Below are 24756 nucleotides of genomic sequence, written 5' to 3' on the forward strand. Positions count from 1 at the left end.
AGTACACAGTTGTACAGCGAAATTGTTATGATTGGCGGTTGAAGCCTTGCAACCGTCACGCTTATTTGTCAAACTATCGCTGAGTGTCACACATTATGGAAGATGGCTCTTATCACCTGTATAGACAGTCGTCATAGACGATTATCTGTGTAGGTCATAACAATTAAAAGGACAAAACTATGACCCAGAAATCATTCCCTATCACAGCCGAGTTCATGGCTGCAGCCAATACCACACCTGAGCAGTACAACAAAGATTATGCACAATCCATCGAATCAACCGAAACCAGTGATGCTTTTTGGGCACAGCGTGCTGAGCTGATTGACTGGATAAAGAAACCAACAAAAATCAGCAACGTCAACTATGACCTAGACGATTTCAATATCAAATGGTTCGAAGATGGTGAGCTGAATATCTCAGTAAACTGCCTCGATCGCCATCTTGAAAACAATCCCTATAAGCCTGCTATTATTTGGGAAGGGGATCACCCTTCATTGCACAAGATTATTTCTTTTAAAGAATTACATGAGGCAGTCTGTCGTCTAGGAAACTCGCTACGTAAGCTTGGCGTTGGGAAAGGTGATCGTGTCACGTTATATATGCCAATGATACCAGAAGCTATGGTTTCGATGCTGGCATGTGCACGTATTGGTGCGGTACATTCAGTGGTGTTTGGTGGTTTTTCTGCCGAGAGTCTAGGCAATCGTTTGATAGACAGCCGCTCAAAAGTCGTTATCACCGCTGATGAAGGCTTGCGCGGTGGCAAACATACACTGCTCAAAGCCAATGTCGATCAGGCGTTAGAAATGGATGGGACTGACAGTGTCGAAAAAGTCATCGTCGTCCACCGTACAGGTAATTCTATCCCAATGAGTGGTCGCCGCGATGTCTGGTATCACAATCTCGTTGATGGGCAGTCAGAGATCTGTGAGCCTGAAGTGATGAATGCCGAAGATCCATTATTCTTATTGTATACCTCTGGCTCAACGGGTAAACCCAAAGGTGTGGTGCATACAACAGGGGGTTATATTACTTATGCGTTGTCTACCTTCCGTGATGTCTTCGATGTCAAAGAAGATGACGTGTATTGGTGTACCGCAGATGTCGGCTGGATTACTGGTCACACGTACTCCACGTATGCACCGCTCGCTAATGGCACAACCACGGTTATGTTTGAAGGGGTACCAGAGCATCCAACCTGGGCACGTATCGGACACATCATCGACAAGCATGACATTACTATTTTATATACTGCGCCAACTGCTATCCGAGCGATGATGAAAGAAGGCGACGCCTTTGTACGTGAGTCAGATCGTTCAAGCTTACGCCTGCTAGGTTCGGTCGGTGAGCCGATTAACCCAGAAGCATGGGACTGGTACTATAATGTTGTTGGTGATAGTAAATGTCCAATCGTCGATACATGGTGGCAGACCGAGACAGGCGGTATCCTAATGGCGCCAATACCAGGCACAGTTGATTTAAAGCCAGGTGCTGCAATGACGCCGCTATATGGTGTTAAGCCACAAGTCGTCAATGCTGACGGCGCAATAATGGAAGGCGCGGCAGAAGGCAATTTGGTTATCAGCAGTGGTTGGCCAGGACAGATGCGTACGATCTACAATGACCATCCGCGCTTCTTAAAGACATACTTTAGTGATTATCCGGGTCATTACTTTACAGGTGATGGTGCCCAGCGTGATGAAGATGGGCATTATTGGATTACGGGCCGTGTCGATGACGTCCTCAACGTTGCTGGGCATCGCTTGGGTACAGCAGAGATTGAGAGCGCGTTGGTTGCTCATCCGGCTACTGCCGAAGCCGCAATTGTCGGTATGCCGCATGAGATACGCGGAACAGGTATCTGTGCCTTCATTATTTTAAAATCAGGTGAAGAAGCAACAGATGATCTAAAAGCGGAGCTCAAACGTCATGTACGTGCTGAGATCGGGCCTATTGCGACTTTAGATGCCATCTATATGGTTGAGGCACTACCAAAAACCCGCTCAGGAAAGATCATGCGCCGTATCTTGCGTAAACTGGCAGAAGGGCAGTATGTTGGACTGGGTGACTTATCTACGCTGGCAGACAGCTCAGTGATCAATGATCTGGTCGAACAGGTCAAAGCTGGTCGCGGAGAGTAGAGTCGTTGATGGGTTAGTTTTTGCCAGAGAAAGACGTGCAAAACTAACCTGTAGTGCTCGCTTATACATCTTAAAAAAAATCCAAAAAAGCCATGCTATCGCAAATAGCGTGGCTTTTTTACGTAGACGATATTGATATTGAGGTGTTTTGAAGGTTCAATACGTCTAAGCGACAATATCATGACTACACATATGCATACGACAATGTGATTCACAGAGTGGCTATGATGGCGACTCATAAAGACTCTATAAGGTTTACGGCCATTATGACGGAATATGCTTCGATCTCAACGGATACCCTATCATCAAAAATAGCGATCATTGGCGGTGGTCTGACAGGGCTGCTCACCGCGACACTACTAGAACGCGCATCAAGCCAGAACGATAATCAAGCAATCACACCTCACATCACTATCTTTGAAAAGTCACGTAGTGTGGGACGCCTAGCAACGCGTTATCGTACTGACAGTGATACAGGCAAAAACTGGCAGTGGGCATTTGGTGCGCAGTTCTTTACAGCAAAGACCAAGAGCTTCCAAGCGTTTGTCGCTCCTTGGTTAGATACGCGGCTGTTACAGCCATGGTGTGCCAAAGTGGCTGAGCTAACGCCAGCATCTGAATCACAGCACAACAACGCTCAATCGCCTGATATCAAAAGCAAAGAACAATGGGATACCGTCCATGCACGCTATATCAGCACACCAAAGATGACCAGCTGGGGACGTGAATTAGCGGCTGCGCTCAAACACACAGACATAGTATTCAAAACTCGTGTGGCACCACTTGTTCAGTTTACCCAAAGCCCGACTCAGCATCAAAACGAAAAGCATCAAAACGAAAAGCATCAAAACGAAAAGCAAACTGAGCTCTTTGATGAGACTGGGGCTAGTCTTGGCTGGTTTGATTGGGTGATCTGTACTGCACCGAATGGTCAGGCAGTAGAGCTTATGGCGGAGAGTGGGTTTAGTCAGCAAGACAACATCACTCAGCCACAGATGCAGGCGTGCTACACGCTGATGCTCGGTTGGGATGACTCCCAGCCGTTGCCTGGAACACTAAACAACCAGATGGCACCACAATGGGATGTTGCTTATGTAAATAGCACTGTACTCGATAGAATATTTATCGAACATCATAAGCCTGGACATGATGGACTGCTACCAAGTATCACGATTCATGCACGCAATGACTGGTCGCAGATACATGTCGATGATGATATCGAGGCGGTCAAAGAGCAATTATTACAGGCAGCCAAGCAGGCATTGGGCTGGGATGAGAATAGCGCCCCTAGCCAGACAGATTGTCATCGCTGGCGCTATGCAGCAACTATAGTAGATACGGATACGAAAGCATTAGGCATCCTAGTAGATGAGTCCAAACAATGGATAGTCAGCGGTGACTGGTGTACAAAAGGGAACATCGAGAGCTGCTACCAAGCAGCACTACAAACCGCTCAGACCATTGGGCAAGCGCAACAAGCGTAGTAGATATTAATTTTTTTGAATTATAGACATATCAAACCAAGCAGTAACCAGATCAGTCACTCATTCAATCTGAGTTAGATAAAGACAGTGCAAGCGAGAAGTTCAGAGACAAAAAAAGGCCCACAGAGGGGGTGCTTTCGGCATTATCAGACATTCTCTAATGTTATCCAAACCCTATGTATTATCTAGTTTACATGCTAATATCTATTATCTAGCGTTATCACAACTGACCACCATTTAGTTACATTATTGGTGGTCAAAGTGGTGGTCAAGTTCTCATCTGTATAGATAGATAATAAAGGCGTGTAATCATGGCAGCGTTAACAACTGATACTCAGATAAAGAAAGCTATCAAAGAAGCGCAAGGGCAAAAGCGTGTCTATCACACTATTGGTGGGTATCAAGGTTTAAGACTACGCATGAGGGGTGGTTGTATCGAGTTTCAGCACCGCTACACGCACCCAATGACTGGCAAACGCAAGGAGATGACGCTCGGCCAATACCCCGCCTTGTCACTTGAGCAGGCAAGACGAATGCACAACGACAATATGAGCATGCTTGCCAATACGATGGACCCAATCTCGCACCGCGATAATGAACGAACCAAGCAAGCCGCTGCTATAAATAACACATTCCAAGCCGTAGCTGATGACTGGCTATATGAGCAAACTAGTAACCCTGACCACCAACCAGCACCCAGTACCTTAACAAACATCAACAGCTACCTTAAGCCGTTAACTACTGCTTTTGGCAAATTTCCCGTTAGTGAAATTACCACTCAGCAAGTGCTATCACTATGTCGTGACATACAAAAAAACTATGTTCACAAAGGTAATCGCGTTAAGCATATGGCACAGCGTATCTTTGCCCATGCTGTGTTAAAGGGCCTCATTGAGTATAACCCCGTGACCCAGCTTTCAGGCGCAAAGGCATTGAAGGCCACACGCACCAAGCATCATGCGTCACTGACAGACCCCAAGGACTTTGCTGTCTTACTAAGAGATATTGACCAGCTAAGCGATAAGCAGGCATACAACAAAACTATACTCAAGTTATTAACACTGACCTTTGCCCGTGTAGGTGATGTATGCGCAATGCGATGGGCAGATATCGACCTAAACGCTAAGCAATGGGTATTTACACCTCAAAAGGGGCAGAGGCGTGAGGACATGGTAGAGAGTTTGGTTGTACCACTGGCGCCGCAAGCAATAGCAGTCATAGAGCAAATGCAGTCACTAACGGGTGGCTATGAGTATGTTTTCTATAACGGCAACCGTAAGAAAGGCCAATATCATGATCCGCAAGCAATCAATAAGGTATTAAACGATCCATCTATGAATAGCGGTGGCATTGGTGCCAACTACGAGGGTAGAGGTTACAAAGAAGTGCACACGCCCCATGGATTCCGTGCCAGCGCGAAAACGATGCTAATGGAACGATTAGGCTATGACGAGCTGTTAACTGAAATACAGTTAGGCCACCAAATGCTTAATAAGTATGGCAAAGCATATAACCGAATGCAGGCCGTACCTGAACGCACGCGCATGATGACAGATTGGGCAAATTATCTTGATAATATCAAGGCTGGCAAGATTGACAACGTCATTCACACTAGCTTTAAACAACAAGCACAAAAGCTGGGTTAATGCTCAGCTAAACACTTTGCAAGGCTAGGACTAATTACCCGAACGGCAGCTATTCACACCCTTATGCTGTCACTGCCTTGCTCCTATTTTTGCTTAAGGGTGTAGGGGTGTGATATGAGCGTATTAGATGATGAAGTGTTTCAAGGGAAAAAATATATTCTCGCAGTTGATTTTATAAATCTAGCTGCCAGCACTACAAAAGATTATATAGATGATATAGCTTCCTACCTTGTCTTAAATAATTTTGATAAAGAAGTATCGTCTTATTTAATGGATAAATATTCGCGTGTCACTCGAGTTGAACGTAGCCAATCTCATGATTATGATGTTAATACTAGAAATTTTTTAGAGAATTGCCACTCAAAGGTAGTTCTTAGTAAGAGTATTTCACTCCGCTTAATAAATGATTTAAAAGGGGACTTCTATTACTCCTATGAAGAGTTAGAGTCCATAGGGTGTATCAAAAAACTAAAGCTAGAACTGACTGCTGAAGCAGCTAGAGTAGTTAGGGACAAGGTAAGAAAATATGATGAGAATGAGATACATTTTATTTATCGAAAGCCTATAGATAAACCTGAAGAGCCTAATGCATGCCAGTTAAATTACTTCAAGTTAGAAAGGTTTGATATTAAAACCGCGGCTTGCTTACTTGCTGGTATAGAAGTACGTCTGATAGATGAACATGAAGGCGAAAGTTTATTCGCGGAAGTATTCGCTGATTATATTAGCTATAAACTGATGTTTGAGTTGGCTATAGATAACAACGAGGTCAGTTTCGATGATGATCTTATTAAATCTGAAGATTTACAGAAATATCTCTTCAGGATTGGTTATGTTCTCAAGGGTTTCAATGACTGGTTGAGAATTGAGCCAGCAAAACCTTTGGTAGATGTTCAATTACCTGTTATAGATTCTAGCTTGCCAAAAACACCAAAAGTGGACCATGATGAGTTTACAGAAAAATATGAAGTGCTTAAGAAGAAGTATGAAAGCTTAGAAAAGGAGTTTGATAAAATCCAGAAGCAACTTACAAATGCTACGGTTGAGCTGGATGACAATACTGCCGCAAGTTATCAGACAACTATAGGTATATTGTTGGAAATAATGAAAGCGCCAAAAGGAACAGAAGACAAACCAGCATTTCCTAGCGAAGCTGCCATCATTGGGTTAGCTACTGAAGAAGCAATATTCCGTCAAGGTAAAACATCTTTAGAAAATCGTTTTGGGGCAGCAAAAGAGGCGCTGGCTAATGAAAGAAAAAAACCGCATAACCTCAAGAGAAGTTCGAGCTCACGTTGAGGTGTAATCACTGCCAACAATAAAGCGGCCATACTTTAATAAGTGTGGCTTTTTTAATGCTAAGTAAATAACTAGGCATAAACTTGCATCCCAATTAGGGCATAGCTTCACCCTAGTTAGGATGCCCATAATACAGGCTTGAGCCATACTGATAACCTCAATCAACGTTAGTTTCAATCTGAAAACTTGAGCTAACAATATTAAGAGAGGTAAAAGTATGCAGTTAGCACAAAGTTATTTACAAGGCATGGGTAGTCCATTTGATGGCGTTCTTGAAGCGTACGGTCAAGGTCAAGTGTTGCGCCAAAACAGAGACACACTACAAGCACAGCAAGCCGAGCAAGCGCGTAAAATACAGGCACAGCAGCAATTAGAGCAACTAGACTGGAACGACAAAAATGCGGTTGCTCAGGTCGTCGCTCAGTTTCCTGAATACACCAAAGGCGCAAAAGACTACTACGATAACCTGGAACAAAAAGAACAGCAGTCCATGTTGTTTGATATGAGTACAAGCATATCAGCACTTGGTAGTGATAGGCCTGATTTAGCGGTTCAGAAAATGCGTGATAAGGCGGCCGCCTACAACGATATGGGGTTACCCGACAAAGCGGAAGAATACTCGATGATGGCTGAGTGGATGGCAACAGACCCACAGTCGGCGAGAAAAGCCCTATTGATGAATTACTCGCTATTAGCAGGTAAAGACGCAGGTGCAGCCTACGATTCTTACTCAGGCGCTAGTATTGCGGAAGAAGCGGCCCCAGTCGATAGAGCTAAAACGCAAGCCGAGATAGATGAGTTAACAACATTAACGCCATTAAATGCTAACAAAGTAGAGGCGGAAACCGTAGATACATACGCAGGCGCCAAGCAGAAAATCGCAGCGGCAGGGAAGTTGGGGGCAGAAACCACTGAGATCAATGAAATGCTGCCTTACAAGCAAGCCGAGAGTGGCTCAAGATCATCGCTAAACACAGCTAACTCAACCTTAGCTGCTACAAGAGCAACCGATATTCCTATTGCTCGTGCAGACGCGCAGGCGCAGCAAGAAGTTAATAATCAGCTTGCTCAGCTAAAGATACAACTGCAAAGTGAGAGCAACCAAGTGCAGCGAGAGCGACTCGGCATTCAGATTAAAAATCTAGAGTTCAAGCAAGCGCAGTATGAAGCAGGTCTAACCAGTAAGCAGATTGAAAAGAACCTCAAGAACCAAGAGCGCTTAGCGCAGTATGAGAGTCAAAAAGAGGGCCTGGCGCAGTCTCGAGCAACTATTACGCGCCTACTGAACAATAAAGGCGCTATGTACGGTCTATTTGGTGGTGGCGCGGTTGGCCCAATAGCAGGCAAGGTACCGTCAATTAGAGCTGCTACAAAAGCGTTTGAAAAAGATATTGAAACATTAAAGAGCCAGGTGTTTTTGACACAAGTCGAAAAAATGCGAGGACTTGGCGCCCTAACTGACTTTGAAGGTAAGAAATTAGAAACAGCAATTGCTAGCCTTGATCTTGATATGGGTGAAAAAGACATGATGAGAAACTTAGCTATCATCCATGACAGTACAAAACTAGCAGAGGAGCGTCTAGGCACTAAGTACAAAGACCTGCTAGGCGAAGTTAGCACAAATCAAACGGGCTCGACAGTAGGACGTAGTTATATGCAATATGCTTATTAACTATTTTGGCTTTATTCAAGCATAATAATAAGGCTAGCAAGTAAACTAAATTGCTGAACCTTATTGTTTTGTTTATAGTGCATAAATAAAACAAATATTGGTGATACGGATAGTGTTGGTTTGACAGCTCATACTATCCGTCATTAAAGGTCGACATATGGAATATCTATTACTCGCTATTGGAATTCTTGCTGGCATTACTGCTTTGGTATTACTATTTTATCTAGCAAAAATACTTTGGCGTTTTGGTAAATATTTAAAAGGTAGAGTACCTGCTCTTTGGTATATTTATAGCGGATTTTGGGCCCTAATACTATTAGCTATCTTGATAACTATTTTTGTAAGTACTATCAACGTCTATATAGAGAAAAAAGAAGTGAAAGCTAAAGACGGTTTTTTAAAAGCTAATTCTAATCTCATAGATAGCGCGGCAACTGACCTAATTGAGCTGAAGTATTTAACAGATAGAACGTTTTATGTGGATTCTGATGTTGATGAATCAGCACAATGCATACCAAGTCTCATTGAGCTAAAAAAACATTATGACGATAGCAGTAGTGGACATTTCGATTTGAGCTATGCAATTGCTGAACGAGCTGAAGAGCTGAAAGAAAATTCAATAGCTTGGAATAACCTAACTCAAAAAGAAAGAGATAGGATATCTTTAAAGATTATTGATTGCGATAAAGCGCTAGGGTTGCTGACTGATGATGAATATGAAAGACAAAAAAGACTTGTGTTAGTAAAATTACAACCAATACCTAAAAATGAAGTAAAGAAAGAAATTGAACGCCTACGAGAAACTGGTATGAGTGATGCAGAAATCATGGACACATTGCTTATCCATAAAGATTTTGGAGCAAACTTACAACTTCTTGCTCAACGTCTTGAAGACACAGGCTCAATAGATCCTTTATATGGCGTTGGTAATCGTCTCGGTTTGAACACGCATGATATGGGACCATCGGCTAGCATGACCAAACTGCAATCAAGACTTGATGAGCAGTATGAACGTTCAGAAGCTACAAGAGCTAAGATAGACAATATGATTACTAGTCCAGAAATTGATTACAGCCAATATAAAGCTACTGAACCTCCTTTAGTAAACATTGAAAGGCCAGAAATAAGCAAAGAAGATTATGATCTGGCTAGTGATGAGGAAGATGCGATAGTGGTCGAATAACGGACGTATTAATACTTATGAAGTTTTGAATTAGTAGTTACATAAGTAGACGACTTAACAAGTAGAAGAATAACCCGCCCTTGAGCGGGTTTTTGTTTTTTATCGATTACAAACACTGATAAACACTTATCGCAAGACAAACTAGCACCCTAACTAGGATGCGAACTTACCCCAACTAGGATGGCAGCCCACTAAGCTTTTAGCATACTGATAACTCAAATCAACGCCAAGTAACGGCATGACACAGGAGTTAGCAATATGCTAAATGTATCAAACAATCCGCAAAGTTCAACCCAGTTACATCCGCAAGGGCAGACGCGCATTAAGACAGCGGCATCCCTAGTAGGTGTTCATCATCAGACACTTCGCCGATGGTGGAAGGCTGACAAGTTCCCAAGACCGATTGATATCAACGGCATTCTACTATTTAGAAATGCCGATTTACTAGCATGGCTTGAACGCCAACACTCAGCTAGCAAGGGGGCTTAATCATGACTACTACAGCCACCGCCCCAGTGACCAACCAGCCAGCACCTAAAACACAGATTGACACTGTTAGAGCGCACCTGATGACAGGGGCAACAATCACTACTTGGGATGCTTACCGCCTTTATCAAATCACATGCCTAGCACAGCGCATTCATGACCTAAGAACCGCAGGGCTAACCATTCAAAGCGAGATAGTCACGCACAATGACAAGCGTTTTTCGGTCTATTGGCTTGATGAGCAGACATTACTTGAAAGCGAACTATCTAACAGCGAGGGGAGCTAAATGAATAACCACCCTAGCATATCAATCGACACCCCAGCCAGCCGCCTAGTGACCGTGGATAGTCTGTACTTACGTCTTATGTATGACCGCATACAGGACATTTACCGCGATACTGACCACCTAGCCACCGCGCTAGATGCTATCAAAACAAAAGATGAGGTTAGCCAAGGCGTTCTTGTGGCAGTCAAAGCCGCACTTTATGCCAATAGCGAGCTGGCAGGTATTGTTAGTGACATGTTTTGTGAACACGCATTACCGTACCAAGCGGAGGCAACAAGCCATGAGTAATAACGATCTAGTAAACGAAGTTATAGACAGGTTAAAAAATGAAGGGTTTTTGATGATAACTGATGAATTTATAGATCAGCTAATCATTACCCTACATGCCAATGTGACCGCCATTAATAGTCTGACTAAGATAGTAGAAGTAGAAAATAAAATGCTAGCTCTACGCGGTTCACTACCTACAGGTAGCAGACAAGTGGACTCACTCAAAGGGCTATCCAAACGCATAGCAGAAATAGCGTTCAACGTGGAAGGGGTGAGAGATGAGCAAAGATAAGAAAAACGACCTAACATTCTGTGATGTGGAGCACGATAGCCAGAATGTCACGAATTTGAGCCTTTATCATACGAATTTGAGTGTAAATAGCCAAAATTTGAGCCTAAATGCTGCAAATTTGAGTCTTATTTGTAACATTACAAATAGGGTCACTAAATTAGCGGAAAACACAAAAAACCGCCTGTTTTCTGGCAGTGAAAAAAAAGGATGTAACAGGGGAGATTACCCATTTTTAGGTAGTTTTTTGACATCTAGTAATAACGAAAACCATCGCTTTACAAGTCATGATAACAAGCGTTATCATAACCCCACAACAAAACATTCAGCGGCAAAGCCAAGTCGTCAACCTTTGGCTATTTTTGTGTCTAAAACTGACCTGATTAACACCCAGAAAGTTACCACGGACACAGATAACAACGTAATAAGTAGTAATCGTTATGCCTATGGCACTGGACACAGTGACGTAAGTTATGACGGGATGAGTGAACCTAATAAAACACCCTTTTGGGGAAATAAGTTCCGCGGCCTGAATGCCGTTGTTGTAATCCCGTTTATACCCTTTTTTAAGCATACCCTCACACATACAAAACATTCAGGAGGCTATCATGCCTAAATCTATCCGTACGACCTCAAACACCCAAACCACGACTAACACCACACCAGCCCCATTCAAGGCAGGTGATAGCGTTCTGTGTCCGTCTGTAGGCAATGGCACTTATACCCTAGTCCAAAAGTCAAAAGACTGCCTAACCATTAATATTGGTAATGTTGAGTGCCTATATCGCGCTGATGGTAGGGCTTATCATGATGACTGCTACGTCCTACCCTCACTATTTCATGATACGCCAGCAAACCGCCAAGCGATAGCCACGCTATACAGGGGCAGCCAATCAAACCAGCGTAAAGTTATCGACACCACCGAAGCAGATGACAACGAAGTTATCGTTATGTCGTCACATGAGTTATCAGATATTGCTTGTGATCTTGAAAGCGCAGCCGTTGTTATAAGCGACATTGGCAAACTATTAGCTCTCATTCACTATGAGAAAATAAAACCTGATGTTGCTATATCAATGGCACGCTTAACGCATGACACCACTGACACGTGGCACGACTTATTACAAAGCCAGTTAAGTTCAATCAAAGAAACCCTAGCAATGACAAGTTACGGCAAGGAGAGGGAATAATGAAAACATACCCTCCAAAACAGAGCCGTAAGCACGCTAAGCGCAAAAGCTACTACAAGAAATACAGAGCTACGCGCAAGCCGAACCAGTCACAAGCAAGGGGGAACAGATGACCACCACATCAATAGACACCCATGAAAAAGCCTGCGCATTTAGCGCAGGCTTTGAGATGATAAGTAGGTTTAATGCAGCTACACGGCAAGAGCTGGCAGATGACAATACATTATTAAACTTATATAACCTATGTGAGCAGTTATGCTCGCAAGATAAGCTATTGTACCTTGATAGTAATATTAACATAACCACGGGCTTTGACATAGGCAAGACAGCACCCACAGCTGGCACGATAGGGCTAGTATTGAGTAATAACCAAGATCAACCCGTAACCCTTGCCAGCGTCACACCTAACAGCAATCATAAGCCGTTAATCATTGACCGTATGCAGCCGTCTGCCTTAATCATTGGCACGTTAGACAGTGGTAATGAGATTATAGCGATTGATAACGCATTAGAGGACGTTATAAAGCTGGCTTACTACCTCATAGCTGATAACGTTACGCTACTGGTAAGCCTTGATAAGCTGCTATTCAATAGCACGGTCAGTCATTTTGCCGAAGCCTATCCCGTGACTATCTTTACTACCTTAGATCAGAAAGACAAAGTTTGTAAGCCATTCAAAGGCGCAAACGTCAAAGCCATTGTTACCAGTGATAGAAACGTACTAGAGCATTTAGAATATGGCGAGCTAAGCTATAGAGGTATATTAGCCCTTGATGATACAACCATACTCGATCTACAAGCTGAAATATGGGGCGAACCTGAGCCGTTAGCCAATGATCCTAGCAAACCCACACCATACCCAATAAATGCTTTCACAGGACTACTAAGGCGGGTTATTGAGTTAGTGGCGTACTACGCACAAGTGCCGCTTGCCATGGCAGGTCAGTGCGTTTTAGGGTCACTAGCACACATGGGGCAGCGGTTTATTGATGCACCTTTTGGTCATAGTCATATGGCAGCTTGCTTGATATTAATCACGGAGGGTGAAAGCGGTAGCGGTAAAACACAAGCAATGGGATTAACTCACTTCAAAATTAAAGAGTATGAGCGCCAGAAGTACGCTAGCTATCTAGATGACGTATCAACGTGGGAAAGTGACAAGGCTAGTTTAAAGGGTAAAGAGCTATCCACATTCTTAGATGAAAACCCAAAGCCGCAAAATCCTAAGACATTATTTGATGATGCAACTATTGAGCCGATACTCGATAGGTTTATTAGTGGTGAAATGAGTAACGCATCGTGGACCACAGATGAAGCAGGGCAATTCTTCAATGGCCATACGATGACTGGTGACACTGCAGGCAGCGCATTGTCTGCAATTACTAAGCTATATAGTGATGGCGAAGTGTCTCGTTTACGCTCGCAAAAGTCTGCTTATGCCACGCCGCAAACAGATGCACATGGCGTACGCATGACACTACTGCTACAAGGTCAACGGGTAGTGTTAGAGCAGGCATTAACTGATCCTTTAATGAACGGACAAGGGTTTTTAGCCCGTGCCTTAATTGCTTGTCCTGAAGACTTACGCGGTCAAAGAACTTGGGACGATGAGCAGCGCAGGAATGACAGCCCCTATGATAATCCTGATTTAATCGCCTACTGGTCACGCTGTCATAGCTTACTTGATCCACTGCCAGCCAGCCTACCAAATGACAGTACAGGCACACCGCAGCGTATCAAAATGAAATGGGGAGATGGTGCGGAACAGGTCTTCTATAAACATATGCAGGCAATAGAGAATCGCCAAGCACAAGGGCAGACATTGGAGTACCTAAAAGCGTATGCATCACGGATGGCAGAGAATGCTAGTCGTATAGCATCATTGATGGCGTTCTTTGATGAGCGCAAGGTAGTAACCACTGATGATATAACGCGCGCCTTTATGCTAGTGGAATACTCAACAGCCGAACGCTTGCGCTATCTTGATGCAACGCCAGCAGGTGAGCAGAACGATAGTGAGAAACTAAGTAGCTGGCTAGTCGATAAAGTGAGGGGTAAAAACCCACCTATATTGAATAAGTCATTTGTTACCCAAAATGCACCCAATGCACTAAGAGGCAAGAAGCTTAACGGCTTACTTGAAGACTTACAAAGCGTAGGACATATCAGGTTGGAAAGTGACGGGCGCAGGCGTTTAGTTTGTATCAATCCTAAACTGATCAATTAACCTTAGCTAACCCTAAAAAGCTGCTAAACTTGCTAAACTTTACATAGCCCTTGCTAGTCAAGGGCTTAACTTTAGGTAGTGCGCTGCTAAGCATTGCTAAACTTGCTAAACTTTAGCTAAGAATGGCTAACTTTAGCGGAACTCTAGCAACTTTAGCAGGACGTTAGCAGATGCTAACTAAGCTACAGGCTATAATTGATAAGGCTTACGGGAACTTTAGCAACTTTAGCGACTTTTTCTAGGTATAAAGCTATATTGGTGGGCGTTTATCGTCTGCCTTTTTTGTGGCTGTAGCAATTAAAGCATTGTTTATGTAGGTATAAATTAAACCATGTTATAATCAAGGTTATAAATTGCCTAATGATTTAGATAACAACCAGAGATTAGACATGCCAGCAATTGCTATGACTCACAGCTTAGATGACTATCTTAAACTGAATATCTCACGCTATCGTGAGCAGCTGAGACAAGGCAATGCTCAGAGCATCGAATTCAATTACAGCTATCGCAGCAGATCCTACCAATACTCTGTTCAGTTATCTAAAACATCATGCAACTATGGCGGTCATCGCTACTGGTGGTTATGTCCTAAATGCCATAAAAGAACATCAACTTTATATTGTGCTGGCTTATATGTTTGCCGTCATTGCATTGGCGCAAATTATGGTAGTCAGCTACAACAACCGATAGACCGCCTATTCAGTCGTGCAGACGCAATCAGGCAGCGTCTAGGTTGGCAATCAGGCGTTGCATACGGTAATCAAGGCAGACCCAAAGGAATGCACTTCACGACCTACTACAGGCTAGTGAATGAGCATGACAGATTGACCGCTAAAATATGGCAATCAACACTTGATAAACTAGGGTGCACCAGTTGAGGCTAAGTAATGAAAATACCTGACTTAAATGACTTAATGCAAGATTTGCAGCTAGCTAAACAAATCGCTATCGATGAGCGCAACCCAAACGCTGTAGTTATAGCGACGATGAGTCAAGCGAAGTTATTGTCCCTCGATAGACCAGTGATTAAAGATGTTGTTGCTGACGATGTGACTACTCTTAATGATCTTATTAGTGAGATAGTAAGCGATAAACAGAAAAGAGCCGCATTTAATGAAAGGCTTGAGTATGTCCGTAATGAGTACTAAGAAGCTGACACGCTAACTGAATTAAGCTAAATGGGTAAGTTCAACCTTTAGGCTATCCATTCTTTCTGTGACTATACAAAAAGATAACCCCAAATGTGGTGATATCTATTTCAAGTGTAGGTCGCTTTCTACATTGTCAAAATCTGACATGCCCGCATAAAAAAACCATATAAAAAAATAAAAATTTTGAGCAAATGGTGGTCAAATTGGTGGTCAATTTACTATTTTTAAATATAAAAACTATATATATCAATGGTTTAATAGGTAAAAAAAGGCCCACAGAGGAGATACTGCGGGCTGAGGAAAACGGGCTGTGTAGGTAGGTAAGCTACATATTCCGTGGTCGTGATTTATTGTAGTTATTAGTTCTCTATATTGTCATTTATCACAGTCATAATGACCCATATAAAAAGTCAAGATAGACTCATTTTTGAGTGTACAAGTGTTTTATTGCAGTTGCTATCATAACCTAATTGATTATGGTTGGGCGGTTTTGGTTACAGTATATTACGTTTTAAAAACCTCAAACCATATATCTGAAGATAACCTCTGACTGCTAGAACAGTCGCACACGTTTTAAGTAGTTAGCATTTGAGCCATTGTCGTTTAAAGGGTTTCTAAACGGTAAGTGATTAAATAAATGATAAGGTCTCTACGGTTGGGGTTAAGAGTCAGTGATCAAAGCGTTCAATGCTTTTAACGTTCAATACTTTCAATAGGTTAGGTAACTAGGGTCCCAAATATCTGATCTAGATAGCTGTGATCACTCAATCGCTGAAGAGATGGCATGACGTCTTGTCCGAAAAATGCTAAGCTATCTGCCATTATTATGTCTATATTGAACTGGGTTTGCCATGACTGAGAGCACGCATTTGCACACGCAGGAGCCGTCAAGTTCGCAAAATACTAAGAGTATTTTTAACTTGCCCAACAATCTGACGATTGCTCGTATCTTGATGATTCCGCTGTTTGTTGCAATTGCCTACTGGCCACCTGCTATGGGTATCGGCATGCCGGCAATCTCAGACAATGTTATTGCTCGAGTAGGGATGAGCGAGTTTAGCGATAGTTTGCTGCGCCACTTACTTTTGACCGGTGTCTTTATTATTGCGGCGATTACTGATTGGCTCGATGGCTATTTTGCTCGTAAACTAAACGTCATGTCAGCATTTGGGCGTTTTTTGGACCCTGTGGCTGATAAGCTCATGGTAGCGGTCGCATTGATTGTGCTTGTACAGTGGCACCCTAATATCATCATGGCTATCGCCGCTATCGTCATTATCTCACGTGAGATCGCGGTATCTGCGCTACGTGAGTGGATGGCAGAGCTCGGCAAAAGCACCAGCGTTGCGGTGTCTTACGTTGGCAAGCTAAAGACGACCTTTCAGATGGTTGCCATTACGGTGCTGTTGTTAAATTGGGAGTCGCTTGAGACGATTGGTTATGTTTTGATGGTGGCCGCTGTGATATTGACATTATGGTCAATGATGATTTATCTAAAAGCAGCGTGGCCTTATTTAAAACAAAGCGGCTAGTATTGAGAGCCGTCACTGATAAAAAACGCCAGTCGCTACTGCCACTGGCGTTTTTTTGTGTTCACGTTTTTGATGTCCAGCATACTATAGTTCTATTGAGAAGTTCTCACCCAAGCTTTTCTCAATAGCGGTATCTGTCACCGCTGCAGCTGTCATCTTCACAGCACTAGCGATGGCATTACCATTTGCCCAGTATTCAGCGCCGTGAGGGATGACTTTGATCAGCTGTACTGTTGGGTCCTCTTTACCTTTCTCAAAGTAAGCATTATAAGTCACTGACCACAGCTCATCTAACTTGTCTTTGTCATCTACCAGTTCAGCTTTACCCGTGATAGACAGGTATTTTTTATTGTCTTGACTGACATAGGCCAGATTAACTTGTGCATCATTGTTGATGTTATCAACGGTCTCAGACGGGTTATGAGCGATGAACCAAATCTCTTTGGCACCAATACTGGTTTCAGTAGTATTCATCGGGCAAGAGTGGAGATGGTTTTCACTAGTGCGAGTAGTCATCATCGTGTATTTAATGTCTTTTACCATGGCTTGTAGGGTGTCTAGCTGTTCTTGCTTATTCATAATAATTATCCTTTACTATTTGATTTTTATAATGAAATGAGGGCGCGGGATAAAAGCTATCTGATAAAAAATGATCTTTACATCGCTGGATAGGTACTGTCATTACAATTTGATCAATACCTGTTAGTACTTGTAGATAGTGTAGTAGATCAGCGACTGCGACAACTATCATCAATGCAACCACAGTTAATATAACGATATCGTCCAGTTCAGCGATACAGGCAATCTGTAATACTCTGTGATGGTTTGTAAGGGCTGACAATCGTGCAGCGATTGATCTGACTACTGCTACAGTACCTACTAAAAAACGCCAATAAGCAGATGCTTACTGACGTTTTAGATTATTAAATATCCGATTATCAAATAATCGTCTTATCTAATACTTATGATTCAATACTTATAGATTATAGCGATACTTCGAACTGTTCGCCGATGTCTTCAGCTGTTTTGCCATCTTGTAATGCTGCTGCTGCCATCTTGAACATATTAATAGTAGAACTACCGCCTAACCAGCACTCAACACCATGTGGTACGACTTTGATTAGCTGTACGTTTGGATCTTCTTTACCATGTTCAAAAAATGCATTGTAAACTGGTGACCACAATTCTTCTAACTTATTTTTGTCCGTTGGCAGTTCTGCATTGGCACTCACAGAGACATAGTCTTTCTCATCTTGAGAAGCATAAGACAGACCGACTTTTTCGTTATTCTGGATGTCTTTTACTATGTCTGACGTTTTATCACCGATGAACCAAATCTCTTTGCCACCGATGCTCGCTTCGCTAGTCGTCATTGGCCACGCGTGTACATCGCCTTTGCTATTAACAGTGCTCAGCATCGCAAACTTTACATCTTTAATGACGTTTTGGATTTTATCAATTTGGTCTTGCTTGCTCATAGGATATCCCTTTTACATTAAAATTATAGTGAAACGTTTTGGTTACACGTTTTAGTTTTTATCTGGGTGTAGAATACCGAGTTGTACCCATACATTTATATAGGTCCCCAGTAATGCGATGTGAGTGTTTGTAAGGAGTATGAGGGTTAAGTAAAAAGTGTGACGCTGTGTATTTTTCACTTTTGTTTGTCTCGTACAGCACTAGCAGGGTAATGGATAAACCGTGGCACAAGCTTATTATTCTGCAACTATTCGATAGCAGTAGCGCGCAACTTATCAGCAATTTATCTTGGTTTAGACCTGCTTATTATAGGTCTTCTTGTTATAATACCCAGACCATTTACTTAGCATGGCAGAGATGCCTTGATCTTACGGATTATGCCTTTATGATGACCATCGCCGGACAACCGTTTCTTACCGATTTTCAGACGCAGCAACTCATCAGTCAGTTCCAGCAAAAAACCGAGCTAAATGTCAGTCAAATAAATACTCAGCAAGTTTATGTGTTATCACGAGAGCTATCTGGTGAGGAGCACAAAAAAGCGCTAGATCTCCTGGCGGTTGACCCATCAAAAACGTTAGCGGCGCCGCAAGACAATCAATACCAAGTCATTGTTGGGCCACGTTTCGGCACCATCTCACCATGGGCAAGTAAAGCGACAGATATCTTTAATAACTGTGAAATCGAGATCAACCGCGTTGAGCGTGTCGTTGTTTATACACTAACAATCGATGGTGAAGTGGGCGAAAAACTACCAGTAGATGCCGAGCAGTTATTGTTTGATCGTATGACTCAGAGCCTAGTCTATGACTTGAGCGATGTGAGCAAATTGTTCGACGATCAAGCGCCCGCATCACTGAATCATATCGACGTGATCGGGCAAGGTCAGGCAGCGCTAGAGTCGGCCAATACCGAGTTTGGTTTTGCATTATCCAGTGAAGATATCGACTATCTGATGAATGCGTACGTCAATGAGTTGAAACGCAACCCAACTGACGTTGAGCTGATGATGTTTGCACAGGCGAACTCAGAGCATTGCCGTCATAAGATTTTCAATGCCCAGTGGACCGTCGATGGCGAGGTACAACCCAAATCACTGTTCCAAATGATTAAAAACACCTACCAGTCTAATCCGCAAGGCATCTTGTCTGCTTATAAAGACAACGCTGCGGTGATGGCAGGCGCTAATGGTATGCGTTTTTATCCGATTCCGACCGACGCTATGGATGTAAATTCTGCTCATCCTTATGATTTCCATCAAGAAGAAATCGATATCCTGATGAAAGTTGAGACGCACAACCACCCAACAGCGATTGCGCCATACTCTGGTGCAGCGACGGGTGCTGGCGGTGAGATTCGTGATGAAGGCGCAACAGGTCGTGGTGGCAAGCCAAAAGGTGGTCTAACTGGTTTTCACGTATCACATTTGCATATCCCAGAGCTCGCTGAGAAATGGGAGCAGTCAGGTCAACTGAGCACGCAAGCGTATGGCACGCCAGATCGTATGGCAACCAGCCTTGAGATTATGACCGAAGCGCCATTAGGTAGTGCCAACTTCTCGAATGAGTTTGGTCGTCCTAATCTGTGTGGTTATTTCCGTAGCTTTCAGCTAGATACGTCAGCGGCAAAAGACGGCAGCGAGATGCGTGGCTATCATAAGCCAATCATGCTGGCAGGTGGTTACGGCAATATCAAACGCAACCTCATTGAAAAAAACGCCATTCAACAAGGTGACTTACTCATCGTCCTTGGTGGTCCTGCGATGCAAATCGGTTTGGGCGGCGGTGCCGCATCGTCGGTCGATAGCGGTGACCTTGATGAAGGTTTGGATTTTGCTTCAGTCCAGCGTGACAACGCTGAGATGGAGCGTCGTTGCCAAGAAGTGATGGATCGCTGCTGGGCACTAGCGGGTAGTGATGTCGATGCGAGCAATAATGGCAAAGACGGTAACCCTATCGTGTCATTGCATGATGTGGGCGCGGGCGGTATCTCTAATGCGATGCCAGAGCTGGTCAATGACCATGAGATGGGCGCGGTACTTAACCTGCGTAACGTTCCATCGCTAGAAGCTGGCATGTCACCAATGGCCATCTGGTCAAACGAAGCGCAAGAGCGTTATGTCCTCGCGATTCGCCCAGATAGCGAAGCCCAGTTTGATGCGATCTGCGCGCGTGAGCGTTGCCCGTATGCTATTTTGGGTACAGCTACGGATGTGCGTCAATTGGTTGTTAATGATACATTGCTCGCTGAGCAGCCTGTCGATATGCCGATGCAAGTATTGCTCGGTGGCACGCCAAAGATGAAGCGTAGCTTTGAGCGTCAAGAGAATACACTACCAGCATTAGCGCTTGATGACGTTAATCTAGCCGAGTCAATTACCGATGTATTGCGTCACCCAACGGTCGCTAGTAAATCATTCTTGATTAGTATCGGTGACCGCTCTATCACGGGTATGGTCGTGCGTGATCAGTATGTGGGTCGCTATCAAGTGCCCGTGGCAGATTGCGCAGTGACGGCGTCAGGATTGATCGCGCTAGACGGTCAGGTGATGACTGGTGAAGCGATGAGTATCGGTGAGCGTACGCCTGTTGCACTTATCAGTCCAAAAGCCTCTGCGCGTCTGGCAGTGGGTGAAGCAATCACCAACATCGCTGGTGCGCGTATCGCTCAGTTGTCTGACATCACCATGTCAGCGAACTGGATGGCAGCGTGCGGTGATGATGCCGAAGACGCTGCATTGTTTGATGCGGTACATACCGTCGGTGAAGAGCTATGCCCAGCATTAGGTATCGCTATCCCCGTCGGTAAAGACTCGCTATCCATGCGTGCTAACTGGACTGATAACGAGAATGGTGACAATCAAGATAAATCAGTGGTCTCACCAATGAGCCTTGTGATTACCGCCTTTGCTCCTGTCGTTGATGTGGCAAAAACACTAACGCCTGAGCTGATCAATGGCGATAGCGCGTTCTACCGTATTGACTTGTCTAAAGGTAAACTGCGCCTCGGCGGTTCAATCCTTGCGCAAACGCTGAGCCAATTGGGTAACGACTGCCCAGATCTAGCGCAGCCAAGCGACTTGGTCGACTTCTTTAACTTTGTGCAAGCAGGTAACGCACAAGGCGTTATCAGCGCCTATCACGATATCGGTGATGGTGGTCTACTAGCAACTATCGCTGAGATGCAGTTTACCAGCCGTCAGGGTATCAAGCTGTCATTAGATGATGATAACTTACTCGGTCAGCTGTTCAGTGAAGAGCTGGGCGCGGTCATCCAAGTACTACCAGAAAACGTCGCGGCTCTAATGCAATTGGCAGAAGAGTTTAACGTTAGCGATATGCTCAGCCTTGTGGGTCAAAGCTCTGAAGAAGACAGCTTACTTATCCAAACACCAACGCTCATGGGTGATGACACGCTACGCTTTAGCCGTACTGAGTTACAGCAAGCGTGGACGCAGGTCAGCTATCAGATCGCGCGTCGCCGTGATAATCCAGCGTGCGTACAGCAAGAGTATGACTTGATTAGCGACGCGAGCCATAAAGGTCTAATCGCTGCGCCAAACTTTGATCTGAATCAAAAAGTTGAAGAGCCGTACTTGGCTAGCCGCGAAGAGAAGCCAAGAGTCGCCATCCTGCGCGAGCAAGGCGTCAACGGTCAGACAGAAATGGCAGCAGGCTTTACCCAAGCGGGCTTTGAAGCGGTCGATGTGCACATGAGTGATCTACTCAGTGGCCGTATCAATCTACGTGACTTCGACGGTCTGGTCGCCTGTGGTGGCTTTAGTTATGGTGACGTACTCGGCGCAGGCTCTGGCTGGGCGAACTCTATCTTGTTCCATGACGAGCTACGCATGCAGTTTGTACGCTTCTTTGCCCGTCCTGATACCTTTAGCTTAGGTGTCTGTAACGGTTGTCAGATGATGGCTCAGTTAAAAGACCTCATCCCAGGTGCAGAAAACTTCCCACGTTTCGTCGCAAATAAATCCGCTCGATTTGAAGCGCGTACCGTCAACGTAAAAGTTGAGCGTACCAAGTCGATCCTGTTCAAAGGTATGCAAGATAGCATCTTGCCAATCGCGGTGGCGCATGGTGAAGGTTATGCCACGCTAGACAACAACGAAATCGACGGTATGGCAAACCATGGTCAGCTCGCCATGCGTTATGTCGATAGCCAAGGTCATCCGACTGAGACGTATCCGCTCAATCCAAACGGTTCGCTCGGCGGTGTCACGGGTCTATGTAGCACCGACGGTCGCGTCACTATCATGATGCCGCATCCTGAGCGTAACCTAAAAGCGTATAACCACAGCTGGAAACCAGAAGCATGGGATGAGGACGGCGCGTGGATGCGTATGTTCCGTAACGCTCGCGCTTGGTTTAGATAGACTAAGTTGGTTTAGAGTATTATTGTAGATATAAAAAAGGTGGGCGTAATGCTCACCTTTTTTGTGTTTTGTGTTTGGCTTTTTAAAGTAGGAAAGCTATTTCCCGCCTTTCGCTTGTACCTGTTAATTTGGACCAAAACGCGCCTTTAGATAATTATTGATGACTAATGAAAGTTCTTTCTATTAGAATCTTGCAATAATCAGTCAATTAATTTTCTTTATATCTTGCAAAGTATATTTAGGTTTGGCTTGTCCATATTGTACAACCTTGAACTTAACTGTGACAGGTTTGTGCAAATACTCACGATTTATCACGTCTGGGTCTTCAAATGTGTGGTCAATCTTACCTTTGATCAAAGTTCTATCAGAATATTCTGTAAACTCGAAAGTTCTAGAATTAGGTAAAACTCCTTGAAATTCACCTTTGTACTCTTCGAAAATTTCACTAATATTTTCTTCTGAAAGTCGTAAAATGAGTTTTTCTAAAACATTTTGGGAATCAATGCGAGTTAATTTTTTATTGAATTCCATTGCAAACAAAGCTTCACTACGAAACATTAGTTCAAGAAAATCATGTACTTTACGAACAGCTCTTGGGTGTATCTCATTAATTACATCACTAATTTGCTCGTCTGTACCATCAATTCCATACTGTAGTAGCTTTTGTATATCATCTATGGCTGTTTCAGTTCCATTTCTTTCTGCTAGCAAGTCGTGATCAGGTTCTGGTAACTCTAATTCAAAACCAAATGAACCAGTTGCAGTACCTGTTATTAACAGTTGATGCTGATTTCTATTTGGTATGGGTCCTGAAAAACGTAAATTATTACTCAAACTAGCAACTACACTTGCAATCATATCGTTTAGACTATCGATAGCTTTACCAGAAAATTCAGCTGTAATACCGTGACTTTTATGAACTGGTTTACCCCTGAATGTAAAAATGGTCTTTTTCACTAACCTACGAGTATCGACTTTATTAATTGCGGTTTGAACACTTTTTAAACGTGACTCTAGGCTCATCCTATCGACAATAGCATAAGGTGGTGTTTCGTCTATTAGGCCTTCAAGTGTACTTCTTTCAGCAAGTAACTTGTTATAGTCATTTTCACGCATTGTTAGACTCTATATTTAATTCAGAAAGATACTTGAGAGCCTCAATATCCTCGCTAGGAGATAAAGGAATAACAAAAAAACCTTTCCAAATATTAGTATCTCTTTGATGAGACCACATACTGTACCAATAAGTACATCGTTTGATACTGGCTTCATTAAAGCCTAAGTCCATGTCAACCCAGTAAGAATCGACTTTGTATTGACTCTTAGCGATTGGATTGTCAACTAAATTATTATTCCTTTCAGCCCAATCGATATAATCGGGTATAGTTTTATATAAGTTGCTAAATGTCACAACATCAATATCGTTCGGAGCACGTTCAGCAATTGACTCTATGTTTTCAACAAAACTTCCATTTACCCATTGAAAACCTGCTTCAATACCAGATAAGTATATAGCTCTTCTATATGCTAAGAATCCAATAAGTATTTCAATTCGTTCAGTTGAGAATGCGAAATTCTGTACGAATTCATTGATGCTAATTGGATATGGAGAGCGTTTAGGGCTATGACCTTCTTCGCCGATAGCAATAGGTGGTATTACTCCTTGTATATTCCACATTCTATATCTCTTAAAAAGTTTTATGTGAGTAGCAAAGATCTTAAAAAAATTCAAAACAAACTGACTGTGAGTCTTAAGTACAAGCTAATTTAATATTTCAAGCTAAGCTTATCATATACAAATTCAGTCTAAAGCCAAGGTGCAGTACTTATCTAAATAATTATTTATAAGAGGCTTTGATGTCGTATAGGTTCTTAAAGCTGAGTCTTACCAGCTGAAACAGGTTTCGCTTCCTGTTCCTTTCCCTATGCTTACTTGGCTTTTTTGCCAAGTACTTTTGAAGCTTATCTTGGTTAGAATTACTCATGATTTACCTATCTGATCACTTTTCAATACCTGAAAAAAAACGGCACTGAAA

The 24756-nt window shown here is 43.3% G+C and carries 21 protein-coding genes; 17 read left to right on the forward strand and 4 right to left on the reverse strand.

Annotated elements, in window-relative coordinates; genetic code table 11:
• Positions 1 to 179 precede the first annotated feature (179 nt).
• From acs to pgsA, 16 genes are all read left to right on the forward strand, one after another.
• Entirely contained in the window at positions 180 to 2141 is a 1962-nt protein-coding gene (gene acs / locus AC5JPY_RS08910) for an acetate--CoA ligase (protein ID WP_443525229.1), read from the forward strand.
• A 266-nt stretch (positions 2142 to 2407) separates the two neighbouring features.
• Positions 2408 to 3625, forward strand: a complete 1218-nt coding sequence (locus tag AC5JPY_RS08915; RefSeq protein WP_443525231.1) for an NAD(P)/FAD-dependent oxidoreductase — start codon at positions 2408 to 2410, stop codon at positions 3623 to 3625.
• 311 nt (positions 3626 to 3936) lie between these two features.
• Complete coding sequence (locus tag AC5JPY_RS08920) at positions 3937 to 5271, forward strand: tyrosine-type recombinase/integrase (protein ID WP_493852347.1); 1335 nt, start codon at positions 3937 to 3939, stop codon at positions 5269 to 5271.
• Between the two features lie 114 nt (positions 5272 to 5385).
• Positions 5386 to 6570, forward strand: a complete 1185-nt coding sequence (locus AC5JPY_RS08925; protein ID WP_493852348.1) for a hypothetical protein — start codon at positions 5386 to 5388, stop codon at positions 6568 to 6570.
• Between the two features lie 217 nt (positions 6571 to 6787).
• Entirely contained in the window at positions 6788 to 8242 is a 1455-nt protein-coding gene (locus tag AC5JPY_RS08930) for a hypothetical protein (RefSeq protein WP_493852349.1), read from the forward strand.
• 157 nt (positions 8243 to 8399) lie between these two features.
• Entirely contained in the window at positions 8400 to 9425 is a 1026-nt protein-coding gene (locus AC5JPY_RS08935) for a hypothetical protein (RefSeq protein ID WP_493852350.1), read from the forward strand.
• A gap of 258 nt (positions 9426 to 9683) precedes the next feature.
• Positions 9684 to 9914: a helix-turn-helix transcriptional regulator gene (locus tag AC5JPY_RS08940; RefSeq protein ID WP_240365797.1), complete on the forward strand. Its 231-nt coding sequence runs from the start codon at positions 9684 to 9686 to the stop codon at positions 9912 to 9914.
• A 2-nt stretch (positions 9915 to 9916) separates the two neighbouring features.
• Positions 9917 to 10198 carry a helix-turn-helix domain-containing protein gene (locus AC5JPY_RS08945; protein WP_493852351.1) on the forward strand — a complete coding sequence of 94 codons (282 nt, stop codon included), beginning with the start codon at positions 9917 to 9919 and terminating at the stop codon, positions 10196 to 10198.
• Entirely contained in the window at positions 10199 to 10486 is a 288-nt protein-coding gene (locus AC5JPY_RS08950) for a hypothetical protein (protein WP_493852352.1), read from the forward strand.
• On the forward strand, positions 10479 to 10760 hold the full coding sequence (locus tag AC5JPY_RS08955) for a hypothetical protein (RefSeq protein ID WP_493852353.1): 282 nt from the start codon (positions 10479 to 10481) through the stop codon (positions 10758 to 10760). The genes AC5JPY_RS08950 and AC5JPY_RS08955 overlap by 8 nt, the downstream gene beginning before the upstream one ends.
• On the forward strand, positions 10747 to 11373 hold the full coding sequence (locus tag AC5JPY_RS08960) for a hypothetical protein (RefSeq protein WP_493852354.1): 627 nt from the start codon (positions 10747 to 10749) through the stop codon (positions 11371 to 11373). The genes AC5JPY_RS08955 and AC5JPY_RS08960 overlap by 14 nt, the downstream gene beginning before the upstream one ends.
• Positions 11366 to 11947: a hypothetical protein gene (locus tag AC5JPY_RS08965; RefSeq protein WP_493852355.1), complete on the forward strand. Its 582-nt coding sequence runs from the start codon at positions 11366 to 11368 to the stop codon at positions 11945 to 11947. Before AC5JPY_RS08960 ends, AC5JPY_RS08965 begins: the two co-directional genes overlap by 8 nt.
• Positions 11948 to 12056: 109 nt before the next feature.
• Entirely contained in the window at positions 12057 to 14174 is a 2118-nt protein-coding gene (locus AC5JPY_RS08970) for a DUF3987 domain-containing protein (RefSeq protein ID WP_493852356.1), read from the forward strand.
• Between the two features lie 474 nt (positions 14175 to 14648).
• On the forward strand, positions 14649 to 14864 hold the full coding sequence (locus AC5JPY_RS08975) for a hypothetical protein (protein WP_444521130.1): 216 nt from the start codon (positions 14649 to 14651) through the stop codon (positions 14862 to 14864).
• Between the two features lie 197 nt (positions 14865 to 15061).
• Positions 15062 to 15322 carry a hypothetical protein gene (locus AC5JPY_RS08980; protein WP_444521131.1) on the forward strand — a complete coding sequence of 87 codons (261 nt, stop codon included), beginning with the start codon at positions 15062 to 15064 and terminating at the stop codon, positions 15320 to 15322.
• 854 nt (positions 15323 to 16176) lie between these two features.
• Positions 16177 to 16857: a CDP-diacylglycerol--glycerol-3-phosphate 3-phosphatidyltransferase gene (pgsA, locus tag AC5JPY_RS08985; protein ID WP_443525233.1), complete on the forward strand. Its 681-nt coding sequence runs from the start codon at positions 16177 to 16179 to the stop codon at positions 16855 to 16857.
• An 84-nt stretch (positions 16858 to 16941) separates the two neighbouring features.
• Here pgsA and AC5JPY_RS08990 read toward each other — a convergent pair whose 3' ends face one another.
• Both AC5JPY_RS08990 and AC5JPY_RS08995 read right to left on the reverse strand, forming a co-directional pair.
• On the reverse strand, positions 16942 to 17436 hold the full coding sequence (locus AC5JPY_RS08990) for a pyridoxamine 5'-phosphate oxidase family protein (protein ID WP_443525235.1): 495 nt from the start codon (positions 17434 to 17436) through the stop codon (positions 16942 to 16944).
• Between the two features lie 404 nt (positions 17437 to 17840).
• Complete coding sequence (locus AC5JPY_RS08995) at positions 17841 to 18335, reverse strand: pyridoxamine 5'-phosphate oxidase family protein (RefSeq protein ID WP_319051217.1); 495 nt, start codon at positions 18333 to 18335, stop codon at positions 17841 to 17843.
• 386 nt (positions 18336 to 18721) lie between these two features.
• On the opposite strand from AC5JPY_RS08995, the gene purL reads away from it, so the two are divergent.
• Complete coding sequence (purL, locus tag AC5JPY_RS09000) at positions 18722 to 22720, forward strand: phosphoribosylformylglycinamidine synthase (protein ID WP_443525237.1); 3999 nt, start codon at positions 18722 to 18724, stop codon at positions 22718 to 22720.
• Between the two features lie 204 nt (positions 22721 to 22924).
• Here the strand turns inward: purL and AC5JPY_RS09005 are convergent, their stop codons facing one another.
• Positions 22925 to 23836: a hypothetical protein gene (locus tag AC5JPY_RS09005; protein WP_443525238.1), complete on the reverse strand. Its 912-nt coding sequence runs from the start codon at positions 23834 to 23836 to the stop codon at positions 22925 to 22927.
• Positions 23829 to 24398 carry a DUF6932 family protein gene (locus AC5JPY_RS09010; protein ID WP_372887599.1) on the reverse strand — a complete coding sequence of 190 codons (570 nt, stop codon included), beginning with the start codon at positions 24396 to 24398 and terminating at the stop codon, positions 23829 to 23831. Before AC5JPY_RS09010 ends, AC5JPY_RS09005 begins: the two co-directional genes overlap by 8 nt.
• Positions 24399 to 24756 lie beyond the last annotated feature (358 nt).

It is taken from the genome of Psychrobacter sp. H27 (genome assembly GCF_059072655.1).

Excerpts from the sequence above, each read along its gene's own strand:
- acs (WP_443525229.1), top strand. The coding sequence starts at position 180 with ATGACCCAGAAATCATTCCCTATCACAGCCGAGTTCATGGCTGCAGCC.
- AC5JPY_RS08915 (WP_443525231.1), top strand. The coding sequence starts at position 2,408 with ATGACGGAATATGCTTCGATCTCAACGGATACCCTATCATCAAAAATA.
- AC5JPY_RS08920 (WP_493852347.1), top strand. The coding sequence starts at position 3,937 with ATGGCAGCGTTAACAACTGATACTCAGATAAAGAAAGCTATCAAAGAA.
- AC5JPY_RS08925 (WP_493852348.1), top strand. The coding sequence starts at position 5,386 with ATGAGCGTATTAGATGATGAAGTGTTTCAAGGGAAAAAATATATTCTC.
- AC5JPY_RS08930 (WP_493852349.1), top strand. The coding sequence starts at position 6,788 with ATGCAGTTAGCACAAAGTTATTTACAAGGCATGGGTAGTCCATTTGAT.
- AC5JPY_RS08935 (WP_493852350.1), top strand. The coding sequence starts at position 8,400 with ATGGAATATCTATTACTCGCTATTGGAATTCTTGCTGGCATTACTGCT.
- AC5JPY_RS08940 (WP_240365797.1), top strand. The coding sequence starts at position 9,684 with ATGCTAAATGTATCAAACAATCCGCAAAGTTCAACCCAGTTACATCCG.
- AC5JPY_RS08945 (WP_493852351.1), top strand. The coding sequence starts at position 9,917 with ATGACTACTACAGCCACCGCCCCAGTGACCAACCAGCCAGCACCTAAA.
- AC5JPY_RS08950 (WP_493852352.1), top strand. The coding sequence starts at position 10,199 with ATGAATAACCACCCTAGCATATCAATCGACACCCCAGCCAGCCGCCTA.
- AC5JPY_RS08955 (WP_493852353.1), top strand. The coding sequence starts at position 10,479 with ATGAGTAATAACGATCTAGTAAACGAAGTTATAGACAGGTTAAAAAAT.
- AC5JPY_RS08960 (WP_493852354.1), top strand. The coding sequence starts at position 10,747 with ATGAGCAAAGATAAGAAAAACGACCTAACATTCTGTGATGTGGAGCAC.
- AC5JPY_RS08965 (WP_493852355.1), top strand. The coding sequence starts at position 11,366 with ATGCCTAAATCTATCCGTACGACCTCAAACACCCAAACCACGACTAAC.
- AC5JPY_RS08970 (WP_493852356.1), top strand. The coding sequence starts at position 12,057 with ATGACCACCACATCAATAGACACCCATGAAAAAGCCTGCGCATTTAGC.
- AC5JPY_RS08975 (WP_444521130.1), top strand. The coding sequence starts at position 14,649 with ATGCTCAGAGCATCGAATTCAATTACAGCTATCGCAGCAGATCCTACC.
- AC5JPY_RS08980 (WP_444521131.1), top strand. The coding sequence starts at position 15,062 with ATGAAAATACCTGACTTAAATGACTTAATGCAAGATTTGCAGCTAGCT.
- pgsA (WP_443525233.1), top strand. The coding sequence starts at position 16,177 with ATGACTGAGAGCACGCATTTGCACACGCAGGAGCCGTCAAGTTCGCAA.
- AC5JPY_RS08990 (WP_443525235.1), bottom strand. The coding sequence starts at position 17,436 with ATGAATAAGCAAGAACAGCTAGACACCCTACAAGCCATGGTAAAAGAC.
- AC5JPY_RS08995 (WP_319051217.1), bottom strand. The coding sequence starts at position 18,335 with ATGAGCAAGCAAGACCAAATTGATAAAATCCAAAACGTCATTAAAGAT.
- purL (WP_443525237.1), top strand. The coding sequence starts at position 18,722 with ATGATGACCATCGCCGGACAACCGTTTCTTACCGATTTTCAGACGCAG.
- AC5JPY_RS09005 (WP_443525238.1), bottom strand. The coding sequence starts at position 23,836 with ATGCGTGAAAATGACTATAACAAGTTACTTGCTGAAAGAAGTACACTT.
- AC5JPY_RS09010 (WP_372887599.1), bottom strand. The coding sequence starts at position 24,398 with ATGTGGAATATACAAGGAGTAATACCACCTATTGCTATCGGCGAAGAA.